Origin of the sequence: Flavobacterium sp. GSP27 (assembly GCF_003970395.1) — a bacterium.
In the GTDB taxonomy this organism is placed as follows: Bacteria; Bacteroidota; Bacteroidia; order Flavobacteriales; family Flavobacteriaceae; genus Flavobacterium.
The window spans coordinates 114054-139618 of record NZ_RYDP01000007.1 but is presented as its reverse complement, the minus strand read 5'-3'; the positions used below and the strand labels follow the sequence as shown (position 1 = coordinate 139618).

The 25565-nt window shown below is 34.9% G+C and carries 22 protein-coding genes and 2 tRNA genes; 12 read left to right on the top strand and 12 right to left on the bottom strand.

Going from position 1 to position 25565, the window contains the following annotated elements; all coding sequences use genetic code 11:
- From EKM05_RS08340 to EKM05_RS08295, 10 genes are all read right to left on the bottom strand, one after another.
- Complete coding sequence (locus EKM05_RS08340) at positions 1–417, bottom strand: GxxExxY protein (RefSeq protein WP_126554561.1); 417 nt, start codon at positions 415–417, stop codon at positions 1–3.
- Between the two features lie 69 nt (positions 418–486).
- Positions 487–1305 (bottom strand): type I methionyl aminopeptidase, encoded by an 819-nt coding sequence (gene map, locus EKM05_RS08335; RefSeq protein WP_126451808.1) that lies wholly within the window; start codon positions 1303–1305, stop codon positions 487–489.
- Between the two features lie 43 nt (positions 1306–1348).
- Positions 1349–2737 (bottom strand): TolC family protein, encoded by a 1389-nt coding sequence (locus EKM05_RS08330; RefSeq protein WP_126458827.1) that lies wholly within the window; start codon positions 2735–2737, stop codon positions 1349–1351.
- Positions 2737–4083, bottom strand: coding sequence for an HlyD family secretion protein (locus EKM05_RS08325; RefSeq protein ID WP_126554559.1), 1347 nt, complete (start codon positions 4081–4083; stop codon positions 2737–2739). The genes EKM05_RS08330 and EKM05_RS08325 overlap by 1 nt, the downstream gene beginning before the upstream one ends.
- Before the next feature lie 5 nt (positions 4084–4088).
- Positions 4089–5747, bottom strand: a complete 1659-nt coding sequence (locus EKM05_RS08320; protein ID WP_126554557.1) for a peptidase domain-containing ABC transporter — start codon at positions 5745–5747, stop codon at positions 4089–4091.
- 24 nt (positions 5748–5771) lie between these two features.
- Positions 5772–6443 carry a TetR/AcrR family transcriptional regulator gene (locus EKM05_RS08315; RefSeq protein WP_126554555.1) on the bottom strand — a complete coding sequence of 224 codons (672 nt, stop codon included), beginning with the start codon at positions 6441–6443 and terminating at the stop codon, positions 5772–5774.
- Between the two features lie 350 nt (positions 6444–6793).
- On the bottom strand, positions 6794–7348 hold the full coding sequence (locus tag EKM05_RS08310; RefSeq protein WP_158615144.1) for a leucine-rich repeat domain-containing protein: 555 nt from the start codon (positions 7346–7348) through the stop codon (positions 6794–6796).
- Positions 7349–7776: 428 nt separating this feature from the next.
- The gene (gene gpmI / locus EKM05_RS08305) at positions 7777–9294 is read right to left on the bottom strand and encodes a 2,3-bisphosphoglycerate-independent phosphoglycerate mutase (protein WP_126554551.1); all 1518 of its coding nucleotides are present in this window, start codon (positions 9292–9294) and stop codon (positions 7777–7779) included.
- Positions 9295–9435: 141 nt separating this feature from the next.
- Positions 9436–11841, bottom strand: coding sequence for a DUF5916 domain-containing protein (locus tag EKM05_RS08300; RefSeq protein ID WP_126554549.1), 2406 nt, complete (start codon positions 11839–11841; stop codon positions 9436–9438).
- Between the two features lie 132 nt (positions 11842–11973).
- Positions 11974–14367, bottom strand: coding sequence for a DUF5916 domain-containing protein (locus tag EKM05_RS08295; protein WP_126554547.1), 2394 nt, complete (start codon positions 14365–14367; stop codon positions 11974–11976).
- A gap of 189 nt (positions 14368–14556) precedes the next feature.
- Between EKM05_RS08295 and EKM05_RS08290 the strand changes: the two genes are divergently transcribed.
- The 3 genes from EKM05_RS08290 to EKM05_RS08280 all read left to right on the top strand — a co-directional run bounded on the left by EKM05_RS08290 (position 14557) and on the right by EKM05_RS08280 (position 16227).
- Entirely contained in the window at positions 14557–15279 is a 723-nt protein-coding gene (locus tag EKM05_RS08290) for a murein L,D-transpeptidase catalytic domain family protein (protein ID WP_126554545.1), read from the top strand.
- A 757-nt stretch (positions 15280–16036) separates the two neighbouring features.
- Positions 16037–16109, top strand: a tRNA-Gly gene (locus EKM05_RS08285).
- Positions 16110–16154: 45 nt separating this feature from the next.
- Positions 16155–16227: transfer RNA gene (locus EKM05_RS08280), tRNA-Gly, on the top strand.
- A gap of 54 nt (positions 16228–16281) precedes the next feature.
- On the opposite strand, the gene pepE is transcribed toward EKM05_RS08280, so the two are convergent.
- Positions 16282–16989: a dipeptidase PepE gene (gene pepE, locus EKM05_RS08275; RefSeq protein ID WP_126554543.1), complete on the bottom strand. Its 708-nt coding sequence runs from the start codon at positions 16987–16989 to the stop codon at positions 16282–16284.
- Positions 16990–17138: 149 nt separating this feature from the next.
- Here pepE and EKM05_RS08270 point away from each other — a divergent pair, with 149 nt between their 5' ends.
- The 8 genes from EKM05_RS08270 to EKM05_RS08235 all read left to right on the top strand — a co-directional run bounded on the left by EKM05_RS08270 (position 17139) and on the right by EKM05_RS08235 (position 23640).
- On the top strand, positions 17139–17894 hold the full coding sequence (locus EKM05_RS08270) for a hypothetical protein (RefSeq protein WP_126458858.1): 756 nt from the start codon (positions 17139–17141) through the stop codon (positions 17892–17894).
- Positions 17884–18612: a carboxypeptidase-like regulatory domain-containing protein gene (locus EKM05_RS08265; RefSeq protein ID WP_233579260.1), complete on the top strand. Its 729-nt coding sequence runs from the start codon at positions 17884–17886 to the stop codon at positions 18610–18612. Before EKM05_RS08270 ends, EKM05_RS08265 begins: the two co-directional genes overlap by 11 nt.
- Positions 18599–18976, top strand: a complete 378-nt coding sequence (locus EKM05_RS08260; protein ID WP_126554541.1) for a hypothetical protein — start codon at positions 18599–18601, stop codon at positions 18974–18976. The genes EKM05_RS08265 and EKM05_RS08260 overlap by 14 nt, the downstream gene beginning before the upstream one ends.
- 17 nt (positions 18977–18993) lie before the next feature.
- A complete protein-coding gene (locus tag EKM05_RS08255) occupies positions 18994–19749 on the top strand; it encodes a hypothetical protein (protein WP_233590894.1) in 756 nt (251 codons plus the stop codon).
- Positions 19746–20252, top strand: coding sequence for a DUF6702 family protein (locus tag EKM05_RS08250; RefSeq protein ID WP_126554539.1), 507 nt, complete (start codon positions 19746–19748; stop codon positions 20250–20252). Before EKM05_RS08255 ends, EKM05_RS08250 begins: the two co-directional genes overlap by 4 nt.
- Positions 20253–20311: 59 nt before the next feature.
- On the top strand, positions 20312–22555 hold the full coding sequence (locus EKM05_RS08245; RefSeq protein WP_126458869.1) for a M1 family metallopeptidase: 2244 nt from the start codon (positions 20312–20314) through the stop codon (positions 22553–22555).
- A 108-nt stretch (positions 22556–22663) separates the two neighbouring features.
- Complete coding sequence (locus tag EKM05_RS08240; RefSeq protein ID WP_126451902.1) at positions 22664–23065, top strand: twin-arginine translocase TatA/TatE family subunit; 402 nt, start codon at positions 22664–22666, stop codon at positions 23063–23065.
- Positions 23065–23640, top strand: a complete 576-nt coding sequence (locus tag EKM05_RS08235) for a phosphatase PAP2 family protein (RefSeq protein ID WP_126554537.1) — start codon at positions 23065–23067, stop codon at positions 23638–23640. Before EKM05_RS08240 ends, EKM05_RS08235 begins: the two co-directional genes overlap by 1 nt.
- Positions 23641–23768: 128 nt before the next feature.
- On the opposite strand, the gene EKM05_RS08230 is transcribed toward EKM05_RS08235, so the two are convergent.
- The gene (locus EKM05_RS08230) at positions 23769–24410 is read right to left on the bottom strand and encodes an O-methyltransferase (protein ID WP_126458875.1); all 642 of its coding nucleotides are present in this window, start codon (positions 24408–24410) and stop codon (positions 23769–23771) included.
- 80 nt (positions 24411–24490) lie between these two features.
- On the opposite strand from EKM05_RS08230, the gene rlmN reads away from it, so the two are divergent.
- On the top strand, positions 24491–25534 hold the full coding sequence (gene rlmN / locus EKM05_RS08225) for a 23S rRNA (adenine(2503)-C(2))-methyltransferase RlmN (protein WP_126554535.1): 1044 nt from the start codon (positions 24491–24493) through the stop codon (positions 25532–25534).
- Positions 25535–25565 lie beyond the last annotated feature (31 nt).

Genomic DNA, 25565 nt, shown 5'->3' with positions numbered 1-25565 from the left:
TTAAGAATCTGAAGTTGTATTTATAAATCGTTTTATATTGTTTTTTAAAATTTTACTATTGTAATTTATTAGTAATCCCAACGGATAATTTCCAAGCTTTAAATAGGTAAGTATTTGTGCAAAATGTACGGAAGTATAATTTTCAACTGTTTTCAATTCAATAACTAACTTGTTCTCTACTAGTAGGTCAATTCTATATCCTTGATTAAGTTTTATTTCCTTGTATATAATAGGAAGCGTTATCTCCTTTTCTACCTGCAAACCTGCTTTTTTGATTTCATAAAAAAGACATTCTTGATAGGTTGATTCCAAAAGTCCCGGACCAAGCTGACGATGAACTTCAATAGCTAGACCAATTACTTTATATGAAATTGCTTGTAAATCTTCAGAGATCTCTATGAATTCTTCGTTTGTCATTTATAAATAATTTAGGACTTAAATTTTTGTGAATCTTTGAGTTTACTTTGTGAATCTTTGTGAAATGCTTTACAATACTAAAGGCTCTCGTCTAAACTCATCTTCTTCTGTACTTACAATTCCTAACGCTTTATAAACATAAGCAAAAGTGGATAAAATTTCTGGTTTTCCATCGATAATGGCTACGTCGTGTTCAAAATGGGCACTTGGTTTTCCGTCAGCTGTCGTGATTGTCCAGCCGTCTTTGTGTTGCTTGATGTTTCTAGTTCCCATGTTAATCATCGGCTCAATGGCAACAACCATTCCTTCTACAAAAAGTTTGCCTCTTCCTTTTTTGCCATAATTAGGCATCTCAGGATCTTCATGCATTTTTTGTCCTACGCCATGACCCACTAATTCCCGTACGACACCGTATCCATATGATTCGGTATATTTTTGAATGGCATTGCCCACATCTTCCACGCGGTTTCCTATTTTAAATTCTCGGATTCCGATATATAAGGATTCTTTGGTTATCTGTAATAGTTTTTTAGTTTCCGGAGCCACTTCGCCAATTTCAAAAGAGTACGCATGATCGCCATGGTATCCATTTTTGTAAGCTCCACAATCTACCGAGATTACATCCCCGCTTTCTAATGGTTTGTTATTTGGAATTCCATGGACTACTTGTGCGTTTGGACTCATGCAAAGGGAGTTTGGAAAACCATATAAGCCAAGAAAACTTGGTTCAGCTCCATGGTCGCGAATGAAGGTTTCGGCTAATTTATCCAGGTATAATGTGGTAACTCCTTCTTTGATTTCAGAAGCAATCATTCCTAATGTTTTTGATACGATCAGCGCACTTTCGCGCATTAATTCTATTTCTTCACGGGATTTTATAATAATCATAATTTCATTTTTTCAAGTTGCAAAAATACAATTTTATAAGTATTTAATCCGGATTGGCCATGATTTTAAAAAGGTCCGAATTAGAGATGTAAAAACGGTTTTCTAATGCTATTTTCGAAAGTTGTGCCGTAACTAAATTATTTTCCCGGATATTGATTAAAAACAACGAGCTTTCACCAAAAGAGAACAAACGTTCCTCTGAATTTAGCATGATGAGATTGTCTTGCACTAAATCTTTGATTAACTCCTGTTGTTTTAAGAGTGATTTGATTTCTAGTTTTTGGGCATTGATTTTATTAGTCAACTGCACTTTTTCCAAATCCAATACAAATTCAGATTCCTGTACTTTGTATTTTGCCAGTTTCAAACTACCGCGTTCTTTTCTAAGAAATAAAGGAAAATAGAAATCCAATCCAATTTTATAATCCTCAAATTGATAGTTGTCAATATAACTGGGTTCTGAAATATAAGAGTACCCCACATCAATTTTAGGCAAAAGCATGTTGGCTTTTAGTTTTCGTTCCACATTCAGCATATCAATTTTGCTTTGCAATGCATTTATTTTGGGGTGATTGGTGATGGAGAAATCTGAATTCAATAAGGCATTGGTTTTTAAACTTTCCTGAATGGTAAATTCTAATTGTATTTCAGGAATTAAGGCATCGGATAATTCTAGCGGAATGTTGTTTTCTAGCCAAAGAAAAGTTGCCAGTTCTAACTTGGCTTTAGCCAGTTTTAGGTTTGAATCTTCCAGGCTCAGCTTTCTGTTTTTTACAATAATTCCTGCTTCAACACTATCAATGGAGGGTTTGTCCCCTTGAATGATTAACGATTGAATTCCTTTGAAACGAATTTGTGCATTCTGGTTGTATTCCTGGTACAAGGCAACTTCGTTGAAGTTTTTTTTCCAATTGAAATACGCCAATGAAGCATCATATAAAACCACAATGGCCTGCAGTTTTCGTTCTGCCAGACTCAGTTGCATTTGCATTTTGGCTTTTCGAACATCAGCCATCCTTTGATTTATAAACAAACCTTGCCCAAGCGGAATGGTCACTCCTAGCGAAGTTAATCCTTGATTGGGAAGCGTGTTTTGGGGATTCAAGTACACACCTTCACTATTATCGAAGCCCGCTTTAATCTCGATGCCATACCATGTGGGTATTTTGAAACTGCTGTTTAAAATGGAATAATATTCGCTGCCTTTGAATTGTTTTTCACTGAAATCAACTTCAATTTTTGGGTCAAAACCACCACGGGCCATCATCAAATTAGCTTGCGATTTACTGATCTCTAAATTGGCATTTTTCACTAAGGGATGGTACTTTTTTACATACCCCAGAAATTCAGTAAAGGTCAGTTCGTTGGATATTTTTTCTTGAGCACCCGCAGAAAGCCCGAAGAATAAAAATGCTAAAAATATCTGTTTCATTATTTTTTTTCTGTTGTTATTGTAGGCGAAGGTTTGTAATAATTAGGCGGAAATCCGTTCAAGGTTCTCCACAGCTCGAACCATACAGGGACATTGTCCAATAAAGCGATTGTTTGCGCACCAGCACCAATACTTAATTGAACAGGCCATTTGTCTTCGTTTTTATCTGGAGCAATCAAAACTCGGTATTTTCCATTGACGCTAATGAAATTTTCAATAGCTACAATTTCACCTCCAAAAGTTCCGTAAGACATATTAGGCCATCCTGAAAAAACAATAGTAGGCCATCCATCAAACCAAACGCGTACTTTTTCACCTTTCGCTAATAATGGCAAATCGATTGGATTTACAAATGTTTCCACAGCGATATCATAATCTGAGGGCATGATAGTGGCTATTGGAGTGCCTTCTTTCACTGTTTCCCCAAGGCCGGATTGCAAGGCCCTGTTGATATAGCCGTTTTGGGATGCTTTGATGTAATACATTCCATTACGGATGCTGTAGTTTGCGTATAGATTCTCCAGTTTAGAGACTTGAACATCTGTTTCAAACTGGCTGCTGAGCGCTGTGAATTTTTCACTATTTGCTTTAGAAACCCTCTCCGTATACTCCGCACTTATTCGGTTTATTTCTACTTTGGCATTGATCAACTCGTTTTTACTGATTAAGTACTTGTTTTCTTGAGTGATGATTTTAGCTTCAACTTCTTGCAGTTTTAATCTTTTTTCTTCAATATCGGTCAGCGGTTTCAAGCCTTCTTTATTCAATTGTACGGACCGATTGTATTGTGTATCTGCAATTTTTAGTTGGGTTTTTACAGCAACAAGATCCATGCTGTCACTTTCTATTTTTAAAACGGATTGTTTGATTTTGTTTTGTGCTTGTTCTAGTTTTAAGACTTTCTCCCTTTCAATGGCCTGGATTTGTTCTGAAACCGTGCTTACCTTAAACCCATAAGATTGTAAAGATTGTTTTTTGGCATCGATCTGGCTTTTCGTATTTTGCACTAAATTAGGATCCATGTAATCTTCTTTGATCTCTGAGATAAAGAGTATAGTGTCGCCTTTCTTGACAAAATCGCCTTCCTGAACGTACCATTTTTCAATTCGACCCGAGATTATACTTTGGATAGATTGTGGTCTTTGACTTGGTTTTAAGGTGGTAACAGCTCCAGTACCAGAAATGTTTTGAGTCCATGGCAAGAAAAGTGCAATTATACCAAGTATGGAAACAGCCGCTATAATTTTATTTAAAATTTTGTAATGCGGCCTGTTTGTTAGATTTTTGACCGCTTCGTATTGGTCTAACTGTTGCAGTTTTGTTTGGTTATCTGAAATGTTTAGCATGACTATTATTTTTTTAAATCAAGTTGAATATGCCCATTTTTCATCGTGATTTTTCGATTGCATTTGGTTTCCCAATACGGGTTTTTTGAGGATACGATAATCGTCCATTTATTTTTATCGGATGTAATAAAATCTATAATTTCATTAGCTACTTTTTCATCCATGGTGTCAGTTGGGTCTTCGTAAAAAAGTATTTTGGGTTTGTGAATGATGCTTCTGGCTAATAGTACTTTTTGCGCGTTAGACGAGGATAATTGTCGTCCTTCTGGGTAAATTCGGGTGTCTAATCCTTTAGGGAACAATTTGATAAAAGAGGTGAGTTGTACTCCGTCTACCGCCCATTTTATATCTTCGGAACTGACGGAAGGATCGTTAAAAGTAATATTTTCTTGCAAGGTTCCCTCAAAAGGTTTCTCTCCATAAATGACACTTCCTATTTGCGAGAGGTATTGTTTTATGTTTATTTTACGAAAAGTATCGTCATTTACATAAAAGGAACCGCTGGTAGGCTGCAATAAGCCGGATAATATCCTAATTAAAGTTGTTTTTCCAGAGCCATTTTCTCCATTTATTACAATTCGGTCTCCTTGTTCTATTTTTAATGAAATAGAGTTTAAAATTTCTTTTTCTGAATCTGGAAATTTGAATGTAAGGTTTTCTATTTCCATTGAGATTTTATTGTAACAGATGTCACTGTTAACAATGGAAGAATTTTCTAATTCTAAGTCCGTTACCTCTCCAATTTTTTCAATAGATGTGAGTACGTCATAAAAAGTTTCCAATCCAATAATTATTTTTTCGACGGAATTGATAACTAATAAAATAATAATTTCAGCAGCTACAAATTGACCAATATTCATTTGTTGAGATAAAACTAAGAATCCACCGATGGATAGTAAACTTCCGGTAATGATGACTTTGAAAACAATCAAATGCGTAAATTGTTTTTTGATCACATTAAAATGTTTATCTCGATACGCCAGGTAATCGGTTACAATCATGTCGTTCTTTTTTAAAGCAAAATCATAATTTAGCTCGTTTCTAAAACTAAAATTATTGCGAGCTATTTCTTGTAGCCAACTCGCTACCTTGTATTTGAATTTAGATTCTTTTAAGCTCGTTTCCAGTCCGGATTTAAAAGAAAATTTAAAAATAAAATACAGCAATGCAAGCAGTAAAACACCAAATATGATAAAGTAAGGATGGTATAAGGACAATAATATTATCCCGAAAACAATTTGTAACAAGGCTGCAGAGAAATCAGTTAGTAACTTTGAAGTCCCTTTTTGAATGGTCATTGTGTCAAAGAAACGATTGGCTAGCTCCGGCGGATAGCTGTAGTATAATTCTTTTGATTTTATTTTAGGCAGTCGTGCAGCAAACTCAAAAGAGGAACGTACAAATATTTTTTGTTGTAAGTTTTCCGTAATCCGCAATTGCATGATGGATAAAATACCCACTAATGCCACACCAAAAATGACTAAAATGATTAGCACAATCCATGATGCGCTAACTCTTCCGGATTGGATAAAATTTGTAATTGCCTGTATTCCCAGTGGAAGGGACAAACTGAGTAGTCCGGCAAAAATGGCGTAAAAAAATATTTGATAGACGTCTTTTTTATCTAATTCAAGTAGATTGTAAAATCGTTTTAAGGGAGTCATAATGGGAGTGTTTTTTTTTTTTTTTTAACTTAAAACTTTTTCTGCAAGATTTTGATAAAAATCAGTGGTACTCTCAGAATCAGTACAATCTGTGATGGTTTTTAAATGATCCATTAAAAAATGTTGGTGCAAACTTCCTTCAACAATTGTTGAAATTAGGGATTTTGAAAAGGCGTATTCCGGATTTACTTCTTTTACAATAGCCACAATTCTATTGATTACTCTTTTGTAAATCAAGAAAAAACCTTCCTTGTTTTCCTGATCGATTTCTTTGGTATGTAACGTTTTAGTGAATTCTGAAATGATGATTTTATTTAGAACGGCCTCGTTAATGTGTAAGGCACTATTGTCGTTGGTTATTTTTTCAGTAACAATTGCAATGGCTATTTTGAGTTTTTCTTTGGGATCCAAAACATTTGTTGTTGCAATAACTAGCTTGTTTTCCATCCAACTCCAATACCAGGACGATAAATAAACCAATAGTTTATGTTTGTTCTCAAAATAGCGATAGATGGAACTTTCATTAGAATTGATTTTCTCACCTAATTTCTTGAAAGTAAAATTATCAAATCCAATCTCATGGATTAAAAGGATACTTTGCTCAATGATTTTTTTTCCTAAAGCTGATGTCTCAGGATCCTTTACATAGATTTTTTCGTTGACTTGTATTTTTAAATAGGAGAGAACCGTATTCATTTTATCGAAATTTTATATAAATATAGTAGCATTGCCAGCTATAAAAAAGTGTTTTACTAAATAAATTGTAAGCATTGAATTTAGATACATTTATCTTCTAATTTCTGGGTGTAATTTCTTTAATTTTAGATTCTATATTTGGTTAATGCGGATGCTTAGCGCACCATAATTAGCAGGATCATTCAGACGAACTGAATAAATTGCAATAGAGCTAGCCGTTTTTTGTACTGCCCAAGTTCTTTACTTTTGTTAAAAACAAATAAAAATGTAGCAACTACTCGTTTTAATACGGCCACCATACTAAAACGTTCAGTCCGTGAATGGTTGCTACTCTGTTTTTTATGCCTGTTCTATAGATTTACTCTAAAACCAAAATTCAAATTTTCTGTAGACCGCTCTGGAACCATAATTTTATTATCTTTTATTTCGAGTAATTGTAAGTGTTTTAATTGTTTGATTTCTTTTGGAATTTCTTTAAATTGATTGTTGTTCAAATATAAAAATTCTAAATTTTTTAAACTACTGATGGATGATGGCATATTGTTTAAATTGTCATTTTCTAAATGTAATATTCGTAAAGATTTCATTTTGCTCATTATTTCTATATTCGCCTCTAAATTTAAATTTGTTTCATCGTTTAAAAAAAGTTCTTCTAAGCTTTTTAACTTCCAAAAATCTTCTGGCAATACTGAAAAATCATTTCCGCTTAATTCTAGTACTTTAAGTTTTTTTAGTAGTGTTATTTCTTTTGGAATTACCGTTAAATGATCATTTTTCAAACTTAAGTACTCAAGATTTATGAATTTTGACCAGTTAAGGCTGTCCAATTTTAAGGTTTGATTACTCAAATTTAGGCGGAACACTTTTTCGGGCTCCTTTAAAGCCTGTTCTATATTAGTGAACACTTTTTTGATTTGAATCGAATCAACGATTTGCCCAATACTTATTTGGGTCATTAAAAAAAGGGTGATTGTGTAAAATATTTTCATTGTGTTTGAATTTAGTTTGATTCGTAGGGTTATTACCCATCTTTTATTTGCTATTGAACACAAGTACAGTAGAATTCATGCTTTCTTGTTAGTGATTGTTTCTTGTTTGCAAATATAATAGTAACGCTATCAAACATAAAAGTATTTAACTTTTTTTTGTAAAAAAAAACTACTTGAATCAAGTAGTTTTTTATTGGGACATTTTTATGTAAGTAATAACCATGGTATAATGGCGTATTTTAAAATCAGGATAAAATTATGTAACAATCTGATTTAAAGCTGTTTTGCTTAAAGTTAATTCTTTTGACTTTACGACTTTTAAACTTTCGACTTACTTAGTATCCTTAAAGTAAGGAATGACAGGTCATAACAGCAGGTTTTTCCACACCCATTAATTCCAAGATTGTTGGAGCAATGTCGCCAAGAACTCCATCATGAATGGTTTTCAAGTCGTTGTCTACTAAAATAATGGGAACGGGATTAGTTGTATGTGCGGTGTTTGGACTTCCATCAGGATTGATCATCGTTTCACAGTTCCCGTGATCTGCAATGACAATGGTAGTGTAATTATGCGCTAATGCAGTTGTGATTACTTTTGCTACGCATTTATCAACGGCTTCACAGGCTTGTATGGCAGCACTCATAATTCCGGTGTGTCCTACCATATCCCCATTGGCAAAATTTAGGCAAACAAAATCTACCTCTTCTTTCTCTAGTTCACAAACTAAAGATTCTGTTAATTCAAAGGCACTCATTTCCGGTTGTAAATCATACGTGGCTACCTTTGGAGAGTTTTTCAGGATGCGGCTTTCGCCAAGAAAAGGCTGTTCTCTCCCGCCAGAAAAGAAGAAAGTCACGTGAGGATATTTCTCCGTTTCGGCAATACGAATTTGCTTTTTATGGGCTTTTTCTAAAACTTCCCCAAGGGTTTCCGTGATATTATCTTTGTTATATACGACTTTTATGTTTTTGTAGGTTTCATCATAATTGGTTAGCGTCACATAATACAAATTGAGTTTGTGCATGTTTTGCTCATGACAATCTATTTGTGTCAATACTTCGGTTAGTTCTCTTCCTCTATCCGTTCTGAAATTAAAGAAAATAACCACATCATCATCTTCTATGGTTGCTACAGGTTTGCCTAGTTCATCCACCATAACTGTTGGGTGAATAAATTCATCCGTTACATTGACGTCATAGCTTTCTTGGATAGAAGCTACTGCATTTGTGGTAGGTGTTCCAATTCCGTTTACCAATAAATCGTAAGCTAGTTTTACTCTTTCCCAGCGTTTGTCCCGATCCATTGCATAATAGCGTCCCACAACCGAAGCCAGTTTTACAGTAGTATTCGCCATATAATTCTGTAAATCCTGAATGTAATGTGTACCGGATTTTGGATCCACATCGCGACCGTCCGTGAAAGCATGAACGAAAACTTTTTGTAATCCGTGTTGTTGTGTAGCGTCAATCAAACCGCGCAAATGAGAGGTGTGTGAGTGTACACCACCATCAGAAACCAGGCCTAAAAAATGTACTTTTTTATTGTGTGTTCTGGCATACGTAAAAGCATCAACTAAAACGGGCTCCTTTGCTAAAGTTTCATTTGCAACAGCAAGGTTAATCTTAGCTAAATCCTGATATACAATTCTACCTGCTCCAAGATTCATGTGTCCTACTTCACTGTTTCCCATTTGGCCTTCAGGAAGTCCAACATTTAAACCGTCAGTTCGTAGTTGAGCACTGGGGTAATTTTTATATAGGCTATTAATAAAAGGGATATTGGCATTGTCGATTGCAGAAACTTTTGGGTCAGGAGATTTTCCCCAACCATCCAGAATCATAAGAATTACTTTTTTGTTCATGGAAATTTATTTTAAACAAAGATAAAACATTTCTAAAAAGGTTCGAATGAATCAAAAACACTATTATTCATTCTAAGGGGATCACCTGCAAATAATGATTATTTTGCTATAGAAAAGGGACTTTTTTGAAATAAACGTATTTTAGAATTTGTTCTTAACCTCATTGTAATCTATAAAATAGCGAATGCTTATCGAAAAAACATGGCTTAGTGCTTCGTTGTTCAATAAATTAGTGACATTCTCACTAAATTCTTTATTAATATTTCTTTCAAATGCAGCTGCATTATTTCGATAGAGAACGGACACTTGGCTACCGGGGGCAAACCACCAGGAATAGGATAAATCCGTATTCCAGGAGTAAAAACTGGAATTTTTATTGCTAGTGTAGGCCATAAAATTAGCCAATCTGCCGTTTTGTTGCAATGACAATGCGTTTTTGTTTTCAGCATACGACCAGTATTGACGTATTGAGAGATTAAAAGTCATCTGACTGTTTAATGAATATTTCCCTGAAAGAGTATTAGAATACGTAATTACATTTCTATTGGCAAAAACAATTGTGTTTGGTGTGGTTGCATTCATGTCGTCATTCACACTGTCTACATACCCTTTGTTATTGTTTTGTCTCAAAAAGTTGAAATTGTAATTCAAAGATAATTTATCGCTAAATCGGTATCTCGGACCTAAAGAAAACCCATAAGAGTTTCTTCCGGTTTCATCAAAAATTGCAAATGAAGGGTTAAAATTAATTGCAAATGGATTATTATAATTTGAAGAAAGATAAACAAAGCCACCAATTTTGGTTGGTTTTATTACAAATCGATCTGCCGATCTGGGTTCATAATAATCAAATGTTTCTAATGGATTGGCATCAATTCCCATTCCAAAATAATGATTTTTTTTGTTATTTGAGTTAATCTGAAAGCTGATGTTGCTGGACTGCACTTTGCCAGTTTCTTTTTGAAATTGGGAATACATATTTATTCGAGCATTAAAAGTGTTGAAATACTTCGTTGGATTCAATATTCGATAACTGGAATTGCCATAAATGCTATAATAATTAGTCTCGAAATTGATTCCTAAATCATTGTTGTCGAAATTTTTAGTTGTGATATCAGCGCCCAGCCCGTAACGAAATTTTCCGCTGGTTTCAGAGAAATTCAATTGGGAGTTAATCCCTGTTTTCTCTTCGGTATCATTTATGTAACTGTACTTAAAATCTCCTGAAATGTTGTAGGTGTTCTTTTTTGTATTCAAATCCCAAACTAATGCCGTAACATTCCCATCACGAAAATGTCCGTTCCGAGTTACATTGGTGTTTACAAATGCAACTGAGGAGTTTTTGCGAAAGCGCTGGTCTAAAACCAATACACTATAGTTAGCCAGAGGTTCAAGTTCAGTTCTTAATGCCCTGCTTTCATTGTTGAAAATAGTCGTTGGGGTATTTTTAGTAACAGCGTTCAAAATTCCGATTCCTAATCCGTCTTTAGTTCGTCCCGAAATTTTAAAGGCATTAATAAGACTAATATTTGGGGCTTCCGCAAACGATTCATTTTTATTTAGTTTGTAGGAGGGCGTTCCCCCAATCCGTCTGGAATATAGTAGATTGCCTTTGCTGAACAAATCCGTTCCCTCTGTAAAAAAAGGTCTGTTTTCGTTGAATTGCTGTTCAAAAGGACCGAGATTTAGAATTTTATCATCAAATTTTGTTTGTCCAAAATCAGGCACAAGGATCATGTCCAGAGTAAAAGCATCATTTATTCCGTACTTCAAATCCAATCCGCCTTTGAGTGTCCCGATAGTTTTTTCTTGGCTGTTTGCATTTACATAAAAGGAAGAATACGGCAAAAGAAAGAGTCGGGTAGGTGGTTTTATATTTTCAATTCCTTCCAGAATTCCGGTTTGCTGGGTAAAGGTGCCTAATTTAGAATCGATGAAATTCCAAGTGTATTTATGACGGTCTCGTCGTATTTCCCTAAAGAAATTAAGTCCCCAAGTTTGTTTCTTTTCTCCCGAAAAACGCAAGGCTGCATAGGGAATTCGCATTTCTACAATCCAGCCTTTTTTCGTAATTACTGCTTTGCTATTCCATACGGCATCCCAGGAATAATCTTCGCCATTGGTATCTGTAGTGATGCAATCAGCCTGACCGTCTGCTGCATTGACAAAAAATTGAAAATCTTGTTGCCCATCATTAAAACCATTTATAAAAACGCCAAAAAGATCAGTAGTGCCAAAATTATCTCTTTGGGTAATTTCTCTCAGGATTTTATCAGGATTTTCATCATACATAGTTGCGCCAATATATAGGGCATCATTATCGTACACTATGCGAACCTCTGTTCTTTTATTGTCAGGAATTTTTTTGCCGTTATCAGGTTCAAACATGATAAAATCAGTCGCTATTGCTGCGGATTGCCATGTCGCTTCATTTAGGTTTCCATCGATAGTAATTTTATCCGAAATAAATTTAGTGTGTAATACTTTTTTTTGGCTGTAGCCAATAAAAGAGAGTGCTAAAAAACAAAATAAGAAAGAATTCTTCATGAAATAGTTCAATTGTTGCAACAAAATTAGAAAAACTAAAATAGTTTCAAAGTGAAAATGCACCAATTCACACAATAGTTTATTCTACTAGACTTTCTTTTCAGTGGAATGTTACAGTTTGATTCAAAAAAATTAAAATTTATTTTTGATCACATTGTAGTCTATAAAATAGCGGATGCTAATAGAAAGCACATTGGTCAGGTCACTGTTGAAAATGTTTTTAAGATTTGCAGACAAATCTTTTTCCACCATATCTGTTCTTTCTATACCAAAATTCCGGTACAAAACAGAGATTTCACTTCCTGGAGCAAACCACCAGGAATAGGATAAATCAAAGTTCCAAGAATTAAAATTCCTGTCTTTATTTTGTGCGTAGGTATTGTTTGGAGTCAAATAACCGGAGTTTTGTAAGGTAAGGAATTTATGATTTTTTGAATAGGACCAATAATAGCGTGCGGTTAGGTTTACAGTCATTCTATTGTTGATCGCATATTTTCCGGTAAAATCATTTTGGGCAGTTTCTCTGCTGCGTTCTGCAAAAATTATCTCCGTAAGGCCTGAGTCTACCCAGCCACGATCATTGGTTTTATTAAAATAATCCAATATGTAGGTAATGGAAAGCCTGTCGTTAAATCGGTATTTTGGACTTATATACAACCCATAAACGTTTCGGTTCTTTTCATTGTATTTTGTGAAGGAAGGCTGGAGTACTAATGTAAAAGGATTGTTGTCGTTAGACGTGAAATTTACTGCTGCAAAAACTTTTTCCGGGAGAAATACATATTTGCCATATTCTCGTGGTTCATAAAAATCATAGGTTTTCAATGGAGAAAACTCTACTACAAATTCTAAAGCGTCGTTATTTAATGTTGTGGCCTTAGTTTCTGTTCCAAAAGCACCAGTCTGTAACTTACCGGAGGTGTTGTCCATTTCAAAATTGACATATTGATTGATTCTGAAGGTATTAAATAGTTTTGTCGGATTTACAATTCTGTAGCTTCCATTTGCATAGGCATTGTGGTAATTAGAATAAAAATTGATTCCTAAATCATTGATGTCATAGTTTTCGGAGACGTATTTTCCAGAAAATCCATACCGATATTTTCCACTAGTTTTGGCAAATCCTACCTCTGTTTTAAATCCGTCGTAATCCTCAGTCGTTTTGATGGAACTGTATTTGAAATCGCCATACAAACTATAGGTATTGGCTTTTGTATTCAAATCAAATAACAAGGCAGAGGTATTTGCATCTCTGAAATCGCCATTTCTGGTGGTATTTGCATTTATAAAAGTAACAGATGAGTTTTGGTTAAAACGTTGATCCACTACAAATAGATTATAATTAGTCAAAGGTTCAATTACTTCTTTTCTAATTTGGCCGGTGTCGTTGTTTAAAATAGTAGCTTTAGTCTTTTCCGTAACGGCATTCAGGAATCCAATTCCCAATCCTTTCTCGGTTCGGCCGGATATTTTTACGGCATTCAGTAAGTTTACGGTGCTGGGATAATTTGTTATTTCTTCTTGATTTTCAAGCAGTAATTCTGTAGTGGATCCTCCGCCAATTCGTCTGGAATAAAACAAACCACCTTTGTTAAAAAGATCGGTTCCCTCTGTAAAAAAAGGCCGGTTTTCTTCTAATTGTTGCTCAAATGGCTCTAAATATAATATAGCATTATCAAATTTTGTCTGACCAAAGTCAGGTACCAAAATAGCATCTAATGTAAAGGAATCATTGATGCCGTATTTGATATCCAAGCCCGCTTTTAAAGTAATGCCTGAGCCTATCGCACTTTGTTGGTAATACGCCGATGAATACGGAATCAAAAAAAGTCGTGTCGGTGTCTTTATATTTTCAATTCCCTGCAGGATTCCCGCTTGCGGAATTACGGCTCCAATTTTAGTATCAATCCTATTCCAGGTATATTTTTGTACGTCGCGCTTGATTTCCCGCATAAAGTTTAACCCCCAGATTTGTTTGTCCGCTTTGGAAAATCGTAAAGCGGCGTAGGGAATCTTCATTTCTACAGTCCAGCCAAATTCAGTGAGCGTTACTTGGCTGTCCCAAATGGCATCCCAACTAAAATCTTCAAAATCTTCCGTTGCTATACAGTCCATTTGTACGCCTGCCGCACTTACAAAAAAACGAAAATCTTGCTGGCCATCATTGAATCCGTTGATATAGACGGAAAAATGATCGGAAACACCAAAAATATCTCTATTCGTAATTTCTTTCTGAATTTTATCAGGTTCGTCATCATATAGCAGTGCTGAGATGTAAATGGCATTATTGTCATACAATATTTTTACCTCTGTTTTTTTATCCGCACTGATTGGTTTGCCATTATCAGGCTCAAACATGATAAAATCCGAAGCTACTGCGGCGGTTTTCCATATTTCCTCATTAAATCTTCCGTCAATTATAATGTTTTCTGTGGTGGGTTTTGCCTGAAGCGTTTTTTTTTGACTTTGTGCATTCAAACTAGAGAATATGAAATATAATAAAGTGATAGGTAGTAATTTGAACATAAATCTGAAGGATAATTGAACAAAAATAGTAAAATTAACATATAAACGGTATTTTTTTTAAGTTTATTACTCAATATTTTGTCACTTTTTTCGTTAGAGTTAGAATAAACTTTGTTAAAAAGTGGTTTCTGGCTTGATTTTTAACGTACGTTTGCAATCCTCAATTAGTCCATAACTTAAAGACAATCAATGATTTATAACATATTTCTTACTATTTTTTTGCTGTTAGTTTCGTTTGTGCCAATCAAAAACAACTTTCCTGAACCAAAGACACACACGCCAGTGATTTACGCTGAAGCTGTGAAACCGAGTTTAGACGATAATATTACAGTGGCATATAATAATTTGCATTCCAATAAATTTGCACTGCCTAAATTAGAAAGTTTCTCAGAAGCGCTAAAAGGATACTATTTGTTGAAAGAAAAAGGATTAGTCAAGAAGGAAATTTTGACCTTAATTGATTTTAGTTTGTCTTCTAATATTAAAAGACTCTGGGTGATCAATCTGGGTACCGGTGAGGTCTTATTTAATTCTTTGGTTGCACATGGTAGAAATACGGGCGATGAATTTGCTTCGAATTTTTCAAATACTGCGGAATCCTTTAAGAGTAGTTTAGGCTTTTATTCAACAGGCGAAATTTACGTTGGTAAACATGGGATGTCACTTCGATTAGATGGTCTGGAAAAAGGAGTAAATGATAATGCCAGAGCAAGAGGCGTGGTGATGCATGCAGCAGAGTATGTTTCTAATTCATTTATAAAAAATAATCAAAGATTAGGAAGAAGTTTGGGTTGTCCTGCTGTTCCTGTAACCTTGTCTAAAGCAATTATCAGTGTTATCAAAGATAAATCCTGTTTCTTTATTTATCATCCTTCAAGAGTGTCAAAATTTGGATCCAAATCAGTTTTGTAATTTGCCGTATAAAGCAGCATCAAAAGTATCGCTATCATCTTTAAAAATCAATTTATTGTTCTCGCTCCAAGCAGTCCAATATAAGAGATGAAAGGCGACTTTTTTTTTGATTTTGACAAATTTTGTTCTTTTGTTCTGTAACGTTTCTTTGATTTATTCCAGATTCCAATTGACTCCGTCGTTCAGTAAATATTCCGTTACTATTAACTCCTTTGTAAAATATTCTGTTTTTTTGTAAAAGCCAAGGACTTCTTTTGGGTCGTTGAACTAAATTACATTTGGTTTCTGTTTGAGATGCCGTTTTTCTCCGGTAACAATTCGTTTTTTGCCTAAACCAGTTTGTTTGAACCTGTTTTAGAATGGTCATTACCCATATTTGAAATTGCTTATTTTGGTAAATAAATCATTTTTAGCCTTGAATACGAGGGCTATTTTTAAGAGATTATAGCAGCATACTATTCAAAACGGCAAGTTGTTGCTCAAGTATCTTCGTCAAAACGACCGTTTTCTAGCGAGTTCTCATCCCTAAATTTAAGATATTGTACTGAAAAAGTCTTTAAACAGCCCTTTTTTTGATGTTTTGCTTTGTTTTTTTTAAGTATTTTTTGAGTAGTATAAGGATATAATATTTTCATATTAAATTCTTTATGATTTGAATCCTCTTTTAAAAAAAGACTGTCGGAGTAAGTTTGAGACTTTTTAAGAAAAAAACTTGCATTGAAGCAAACTTATTAATTATATTTGCACCGTTGTTAATGCGAAAGTAGCTCAGTTGGTAGAGCTCCAGCCTTCCAAGCTGGTTGTCGCGAGTTCGAGCCTCGTCTTTCGCTCTGAATTTCAAATTTTAGTTTGAAATTTTATTTTACTGTTATCATGCGAAAGTAGCTCAGTTGGTAGAGCTCCAGCCTTCCAAGCTGGTTGTCGCGAGTTCGAGCCTCGTCTTTCGCTCTTTCAAGCCAAAACATAATTGTTTTGGCTTTTTTTGTGTCATTTATTTTAGGATTACTTTACAAAACTCAAATCAGTTCCGCTTTCTAGTTCTTCAGGACTTTGATTTTGTCGAAACAATCGTGCGGTCAGATTGCCTTTCAGGGTGATTGAATCTCCTTTTATATCCAGCCAGCTTCCTTCTCTCAATCCTAAAACCGGAACAGTATTAAATGCATGGTATTCTTTAATTCGGGTTTCGCGAGTTTCGCCCATGTGTGTTGAAGTAGTATCCGGATCTAAATAATGCGGATTCAAATTGAAAGGAACCAATCCCAGCGTTTGAAAACTTGGGGGATAAACTATTGGCATGTCATTTGTTGTTTGCATCGTTAATCCGCAAATGTTACTTCCTGCGCTTGTTCCAAAATACGGAGTTCCGTTTTTTACCACATCAGTGAGGGTTTCCATAAGGTTGTTTTTGTATAATTGTGATACTAAAACAAATGTATTTCCACCTCCTGTGAAAATTCCTTCTGCTTTTTTTACAGCTAATTTGGTGTTTTCAAACTCATGAATTCCAATTATTTCTTTATTTATTTTGGCGAGAGCCAAGCGTACCATTGCAGTATACTCTTTATGAGAGATCCCACCAGGTTTGGCGTAAGGAATAAAGAGAATTGTATTACAGTTTTGAAAATGCACTTGTAATTCTGGTAATAAATAGTCCAGATAGTTCTCGTTTGCAAGAGTAGATGTGCTTGCAATTAGGATGTTTTTCATTTTTTTTGACACATAATTTGCGCTAAAGGTATTAAATCAGGCTTTTTTATTTCAAATTTTTAATTAACATTTTTTTACCAGGGCATTAGTAATTAATTTGGAGTGCATTAAGATACTTTTACGATAAGTCAATAAGGACTTCAAGAACGATGATTAGAATTATGTATTTGTTTTTGGCTTTTGCAACAACAGCGGCGATGTCACAAGAAGGAAGCCGAATACAACTGAACGGAAAAGTGACAGCTGATGTTTCTGTTCCGGAAGGGGTTTATGTCATAAATAAAAAAACAGAGAAGACTTCTATTACGGGTCAGGATGGTAACTTTTCTATTATGGCTGCCGTTGGTGATACGTTGTTGTTTTCAGCAGTGCAGTTCAAAGATACCAAAATACTTTTGACCCAAGTCCATTTTGATCAAGGGATTCTTTTTGAAAAAATGACACCTATTGCGAATCAATTGCGGGAAGTTATTGTTCGAAATGGGATCAATGCAGTATCAATGGGGATAATTCCTAGAGAGCAAAAAATTTACACCCCTGCAGAACGCAAACTATATACTGCCAGCAATCTTAATGCCAGTGCTAATGTGGGTAGCATGATGGGAGGGTCCGTGTCAGCAGATCCGTTATTGAACTGGATTTCAGGAAGAACAAAAATGCTGAAAAAAGAACTTGAAGTGGAGCAGAAAGAATCCTATTTGAGGCAATTAGAGAACCTGTTTGCCGTTGACTATTTTGTGAGTAAGTTAAAAATACCGGTTGAGTATGTCAAAGGATTTGAATATTACAGCCTTGAAAACGAACGATTTGTGGCTGTTTTGAAATCTAAAAATGTGACGATGACCACTTTCTTGATGGGGGAATTAGCTATAAAATATAAAGAAATAATTGCCAGTGAAAATTAAAAATACCTTACAGTTGTTATTCTTTCTCGTAGTTCAAGCCACTTTTGGACAGGTAGAAATGGTAAAGGAAATTCGAGGAAAAATCACTTCGGATTCTGTTGCTGTTGACCGCATTAATATTGTAAATATATCAACAGGAAAAGCAACCGTGTCACAGGGTAATGGCTTTTTTGTTATACCTGCAAAAGAAGGCGACGTTTTAGTCTTTACTGCCGTTAATCTGGAAACATTACGCCGAAAAATTAATAAACAAGATGTATTAGAAACGGTTTTTTTAGTGATAATGATCCCAAAAAGCATTATTCTAAATGAGGTTGTAGTCGGTGAATCTTCTATTTCAGCAGAGAGTTTAGGGATTATTCCCTACGGTCAAAAGAAATATACGCCTGCTGAGAGGAAATTATACACCGCAACTTCCGGTGGAGGAATTGATGGATTGCTCAATACTATTTCTGGACGAAAAGCCATGTTGAAAAAAGAAATTATAATTGAGAAGAAAGAACAGTTACTAGCGAGAATTGATGGGCTTTTTGAGGATAAGTACTATACGCAAACATTAAAAATACCCTCGGATTATATCAAAGGATTTCAATATTATTGTGTGGATAATATAGCTTTTGCAAATGCGTTGCGTGCTAAAAATAAAACATTGGTTATGTATTTAATTGTAAGCCTTGCTGCAAATTATAACGAAATAATAGCCCTTGAAAATCAATAGTGTTTTATCGGGGATGTTATTTTTACTAAACCAAATTTCTTTTGGACAAACGCACCATGAAAAGCTGCTAAACAAGATCAATGGGAGAACGAAACGGCTTAAGAAATTAGTTGTTTTGGAGAAAAAAGAAAACGATATCAAATTAATTTCTGAATTGTACATTCCAGAATATTTTACGGTTCAATTGGTGCTTGCAAGTGATTACGTAAATGATTTTAAATATTTTATAGTAGATAATGAATTTTTTTTGGAAGTTTTAGCCTCCAAAAATAAACAAAAGACTACTTTTTTTATGGTAGCTTTGGCCGAAGAATATAAAGCTATACTTGCCAAAGAAAATAGACAACAGTCTTTAAAAAAATAATACTAAAAAAAATTACAATGAAAACAAGAATAAAAATCATTTGTTTAATTTTCTTTTGCCAATTTTCTTTTGGTCAAAATGAAAGCAGGAAGTCTTTACATGGTCAGTTTATTAACGAATCTGCTTTAGTGGATCACGGGTATGTTTTTAATTTAAATTCAAAAACCAGAACTTTTATAAGTAATCAGGGCTTTTTTGATATTTTGGCGAAAGCGAAAGATACGTTGCTTGTTTCAAGTAGTTTATTCAAGTCTAAAAAGATAGTTGTTGCGGAAAAAGATTTTGAAAAATCGTTGTTTGTAATTAATTTAGAGACGCAAACTACGCTGCTCAATGAAGTTATTGTGAAACGAAAAGCCGAAATTAAACCCATAGTAGGAGGTTCGCAGCGCATTGTAGATATGGAATTTGTAGATGACGAAAAATCATCTCCTATTAATAGAACAATGCCGTCAGACGTAACTATAGAAAACGGAATGGATTTTGTCAGAGTGTTCAAAATGGTTTCGAAATTATTTAAGAAAGATTCCGAAGATAAAGCAGGTTTAAATCCAAATGTAGATTTTTCGGATGTAGTCTCGAAAGGAATGGATGCTTATTTTTTTACCAATACATTGAGGTTGAAAAAGGATGAGATAGGTCTTTTTCTGGATTATTGTGAGGGTGATCCAAAAGCAAAAAACCTTTTGAAACAAGAAGATGAGTTTTTGCTGATTGATTTCTTAATTACCAAGAACGAAGAGTTTAAAAGAATTACTACTTTTGAAAAATGAAAAAAATAATTTTAATTTCCTTTTTTGGACTGATATTTTTGACGTTAACTTCGTTCAGTATGCACAAGTTTTACGTGGCATTGTATCAGGTGAATTACGCTCCCGAAAAGAAAATGCTCCAAATCACCTCGCGTATTTTTGTAGATGATTTGAATAGTGCTATCGGAAAAAAGTACAGTAAAAAAATCAACTTGGGTTCTGAGAAAGAAACCGCTGCGGATTTGGTTTTATTGAAAAAGTATTTCACCGAAAAGTTTTCCATAAAAATAAATGGACATCCCACCACGATGTATCTTTTGAGTAAAGAAATGGAAGGCGATGTGCTTATTTGTTATTTGAGCATAAAAGATATTCCAAAAATAACGACTCTTGAAGTGTATAATACAGTCCTTATTGAAGGAAATAACGAGCAGCAAAACATCATGCATTTTAAGGTTTTTGGGATTAAAAACACGATGCTGTTTACAGATTCTGTATCAACTGGAGTTTTAAAGTATGAATAAATTTTGAAACGGCTATTTAAAATGCTAATTTCACACAATTAAAGAACCATAAATTTACTATGAAAAAAATATTTTTATTTTTATTTCTTCCTGCGTTGTTAGTTGCGCAAGAAAAATCGACTACGGTATCGCCAAAACAAACCGGAAAGTACGATACCAATAAGTTTAGTCAAATGTATGATTTGTTAGCTACGCCTAACCTATTTCGTACGGCTTCAGGAGCTCCGGGTCCTGCTTATTACCAGCAACAAGCTGATTATAAAATCAATATTGATTTAGACGACAAAAATTCTAAGCTAACAGGCTCTGAAACTATTACGTATTATAATAATTCACCTGATACCTTAGAATATTTGTGGGTACAACTAGACCAAAATCAATCCGCTAAAAATTCGCAAACCCCTTTAGCAGAAAGCCAAAGAATGGAACAGGTTTTTCCGGCGGGAAACTTCACAAATAAGTTTTTAAAACAAGAATTAGAGCGTGGATTTAATATTGACTTTGTAAAAGACGCGAAAGGAAATCCGTTATCTTTTACGATCAACCAAACCATGATGCGTATTAATTTAGAGACACCGATGAAACCAGGAGAGAAATTCTCTTTTGCAATCAATTGGTGGTATAATATCAATAATTACAGAGCTGAAGGCGGCCGATCAGGGTATGAATTATTTGAAAAATCAGGAAATAAATTATATGTAATTGCGCAGTTTTATCCTAGAATGGCAGTATACAATGATGTTGAAGGATGGCAGAATATGCAATTTTGGGGAACGGGAGAGTTTACGTTGCCTTTTGGTGATTTTGATGTGAACATCACGGTACCTGCAGATCATATTATGGAAGCTACGGGTGATCTTATGAATAGGAGTGAAGTGTTTACGGCGGCGCAACTAAAAAGATATGAGTTAGCACAAAAAACGTACGACAAACCTGTAGTTGTTGTTACGCAAGCAGAGGCGGAAGCTAGCGAAAAAGGATTTTCAGATAAGAAAAAAACATGGAAATTTAGCGCTAAAAACGTGAGGGATTTTGGTATTGCTACTTCTAGAAAGTTTATATACGATGCAATGGCCGTTAAATTGAATGATAAAACGGTAATGGCAATTTCAGTTTATCCAAAAGAATCCAATCCACTTTGGGGAGAAACGGCAACAAGAACCGTAGCACACACGCTGAAGAGTTATTCAGCGCATACTTTTGACTATCCTTATCCTAAAGCAGTTTCAGTATCTGCTGAAGATCAAGGAATGGAGTATCCAATGATTTGTTGGAATTACGGACGTCCAGATGAAAAAGGTGTTACTAGTGATCGCATAAAAAATGGAATGATAGGTGTAACAATTCATGAAGTAGGACACAATTTCTTTCCTATGATTGTAAATTCTGATGAACGTCAGTGGTCCTGGATGGATGAAGGATTGAATACCTTTATGCAGTATATGGCAGAGCAAGAAATGGGAACTAATTTTCCTTCCAGTCGTGGTCCAGCAAGTAAGATCGTTCCGTACATGAGCGGGGATCAAAAATTCTTGGAGCCTATTATGTCTAATTCGGAGACAATAGTTCAATTTGGGGCAAACGCCTACGGAAAGCCAGCAACAGGCTTAAATATCCTTAGAGAAACTATCATGGGAAGAGAGTTGTTTGATCATGCTTTTAAAGTATATGCAAACCGATGGAAATTCAAGCACCCAACACCAGAAGATTTTTTTAGAACTATGGAAGATGCTTCTGCAGTAGATTTAGATTGGTTTTTCAGAGGTTGGTTCTACTCCACGGATTTTGTAGATATAGGCATCAAGGAAGTTAAACAATATTATGTTTCACTGACTCCCACGAAAGATTTAAAAGACGCCACAGTACGAAGAGGTCGTTTTGGACAAGAAAAAGGACCCTTCCTTTATTTAGTCCCAGAAACAAGTGAAGAATTGTCCGCTAAAGATAAAAAAGCATTGGCAATTGCAGATGTAAATTTACTTTCGGAGTATGTAAATCAAAATTTTACTGCAGATGAAAAAGCTAAACTTAAATCGCCAAAGTATTTCTATGAAGTAGATTTCAACAAGCCAGGCGGTATGTTAATGCCAATCATTGTTGAGCTAACCTATGAAGATGATACAAAAGAAACCTTCAAATATCCTGCGCAAATCTGGAGAAAAAACAATGATACGGCTAAGAAAGTGTATGCAACTGAAAAAGCAATCAAAAAAATTCAGATAGATCCAAAATTAGAAACAGCTGATATTGATGTAACCAATAACACGTGGCCAAAAGAAGAAGTGAAATCTAAATTTGATTAAATAAACGGTACTGCTAAAAAAAGACTCTAAAAAGAGTCTTTTTTTATGAAAAAATTAAAACGCAAAGTTTCAAAATTAGGTATCTTTGTAGCAACTAAAACAAAAAATATGTTTGGCATAGGAGGAGGAGAATTAATATTTATTATGTTTATAGTGCTCATGCTTTTTGGGTCAGATAAAGTACCTGAAATGGCACGTACGATGGGTAAAGCAATGGCGCAATTGAAAAATGCAACTAACGATATAAAAAGCGAAATTCAAAAAGGAGCAGAGGCGAATGGGTTTGACACCAAATCTTTGAGCGATTTTCGAGGTAATATTACGACTGAAATCAATAAGGCAAAGGACAATTTGATGGGGGATACCTCGCAATTTAAAAACATTACAGAAGGCGTATCGACCGAAATTAATAAAACTACTGAGAGTTTACGGGAAGAAACAACTTCGCAGATCAACACAACAAAAGAAATTATTGAAGATGCCGCAGGTCCCATAAAACGTCAGGTATAATGATAGAAAAAATAGTATCCCTTGATACCCAGTTATTTGTTTATTTGAATGGTTTAGGTTCGACCACTTATGATGGGTTTTGGCTGTTTATCACCAGTCAATTCAATTGGATTCCGCTTTTTTTGCTTTTGTTGTATTTCATTTATAAAAAATTAGGCCTACAGCAAACCTTATATGTATTGTTGTTTGCAGCTCTTTTAGTGACAATTACAGATCAGACAACGAACTTATTCAAGAACGGATTTCAACGATTGCGTCCCTGTAATAATCCGGAAATCAATTCCTTTATTCGTATTGTGCAAGTCCGCAATTCCTTTAGTTTTTTCTCGGGTCACTCCTCAAACACAATGGCTGTTTGCGTTTTTTTATACTTTGTTCTCAAAAAAACGACTAAATATATGGCCTTTCTGTTCTTATGGCCTTTAGTTTTTGCCTACAGTAGAATCTATTTAGGATTGCATTATCCATTGGATATTTTATCCGGCTATTTATGTGGCGTTATTTTTGGAACACTTATGTTTAAAGGATATACAATAGCACAGAAAAAATATTTCCCAGTTAATCCTATCAAGTAGCAGGAGTCGTTTCCTGCTCTAGACTGTATTTCCGATATAAAACTACGATTAAAGATCTTGTTTTTCTACATCGGGAGATGTCGTTCCTGCCGGGGCTAAGGTATTTGGTTTCAAAAAAAGATTGCTAACTAAAGCACTCTGCTCACTGTCAATCCATCACGAATAGGCAATAAAACAGTTTCTATACGGGGGTCATTTTTTAATAATTGATTGTAGGCTTGTAATACTTTTGTACTCACATCATTGGTTTGTAAGGGTTCCAGAACTTTTCCGCTCCACAAAACATTATCGGATAGGATAACGCCGCCTTTATTCATTTTAGGAACAATCATTTCAAAATAATTCAGATAATTTTCTTTATCAGCATCGATGAAGACCAAATCAAATTGCAGTTCTAAAGTTGGGATTATGGCTGTTGCTTCACCTAAATGTTGTACAATTTGCTTTCCCCAAGATGACTTGTCAAAATGTTTGCGCTGGAAATCAACTAATTCTTCTTTGATGTCAATCGTATGCAATTGACCATTTTCCCGCATGCCTTCGCACAAACATAAAGCGGAATACCCGGTATAAGTCCCAATTTCCAGAATGTTCATAGGTCGAATCAATTTTGATAGCATACTCAAAACCCGACCTTGAAAATGACCACTTAACATGCGTGGCAATAAAATTTTCTGGTAGGTTTCTTTATTTAGTGCCGCTAATAAAGCAGGCTCTTTTTCGGAATGTTGCTCGATATAATCTTCTAATTCTTGGGAAATGAAATGCATTAGTTGAGTTTTTTCAATTTGTGACAAAGTTATCAAATTATCAAATCAACAAATCAACAAATTGTCATTAACTTTGCACCATGCAAATCGAGAAAAAAGACATACGAGCGGTATCCAAAGAACAATTACGCGAATTTTTTATCACTAACGGAGACAAAGCCTTTCGCGGAAATCAGGTCTACGAATGGTTGTGGAGCAAAGGTGCGCATAGTTTTGAGGATATGACTAATGTGTCTAAAGAAACGCGTGCTATGCTTGAAACACACTTCGTGATCAACCATATCAAAGTAGATACAATGCAACGCAGTGAAGACGGAACGGTAAAAAATGCTGTACGTTTGCATGATGGGTTGGTGGTGGAATCAGTCTTGATTCCTACTAATACCAGGACTACAGCTTGTGTTTCCAGTCAGGTGGGGTGTAGTTTGGATTGTAATTTTTGCGCTACAGCGCGATTAAAAAGAATGCGAAATCTGGAGCCAGCGGAAATTTATGATCAGGTAATAGCCATTGATAAAGAAAGCCGTTTGTATTACAATCATCCGTTATCAAATATCGTTTTCATGGGAATGGGAGAACCTCTTATGAACTATAACAATGTCTTGAAAGCTATTGAAATGATTGTTTCTCCAGAAGGGTTAGGAATGTCGCCTAAACGCATTATGGTTTCTACTTCAGGAGTGCCTAAAATGATTAAGAAATTAGCGGATGATGAGGTGAAGTTTAAGTTGGCGGTTTCGCTACATTCAGCAATCGATGAAATTCGTTCCAGAATCATGCCGTTTAGCGCAAACTTTCCATTGGCAGAGTTGCGGGAATCATTAGAGTATTGGTACCGAAAAACAAAAAGCAAAATTTCCTACGAATATGTTGTTTGGAAAGATATAAATGACAATAAAGCTTCGATAGAGGCCTTAGTAAAGTTTTGTAAATATGTTCCTTGCAAAGTGAATCTTATTGAATATAATCCCATTGATGATGGGGAGTTTCAACAAGCCTCTGATGAATCAATAGAGGCGTACATAAAAGCGCTTGAGGCTGCCGGAATTGTTGTAAAAGTGCGAAGAAGTCGCGGTAAAGATATAGATGCTGCCTGCGGACAATTAGCAAACAAGGAAGCGTAAAAGGATTCGGTTTTTATGGAAATATCAAAAT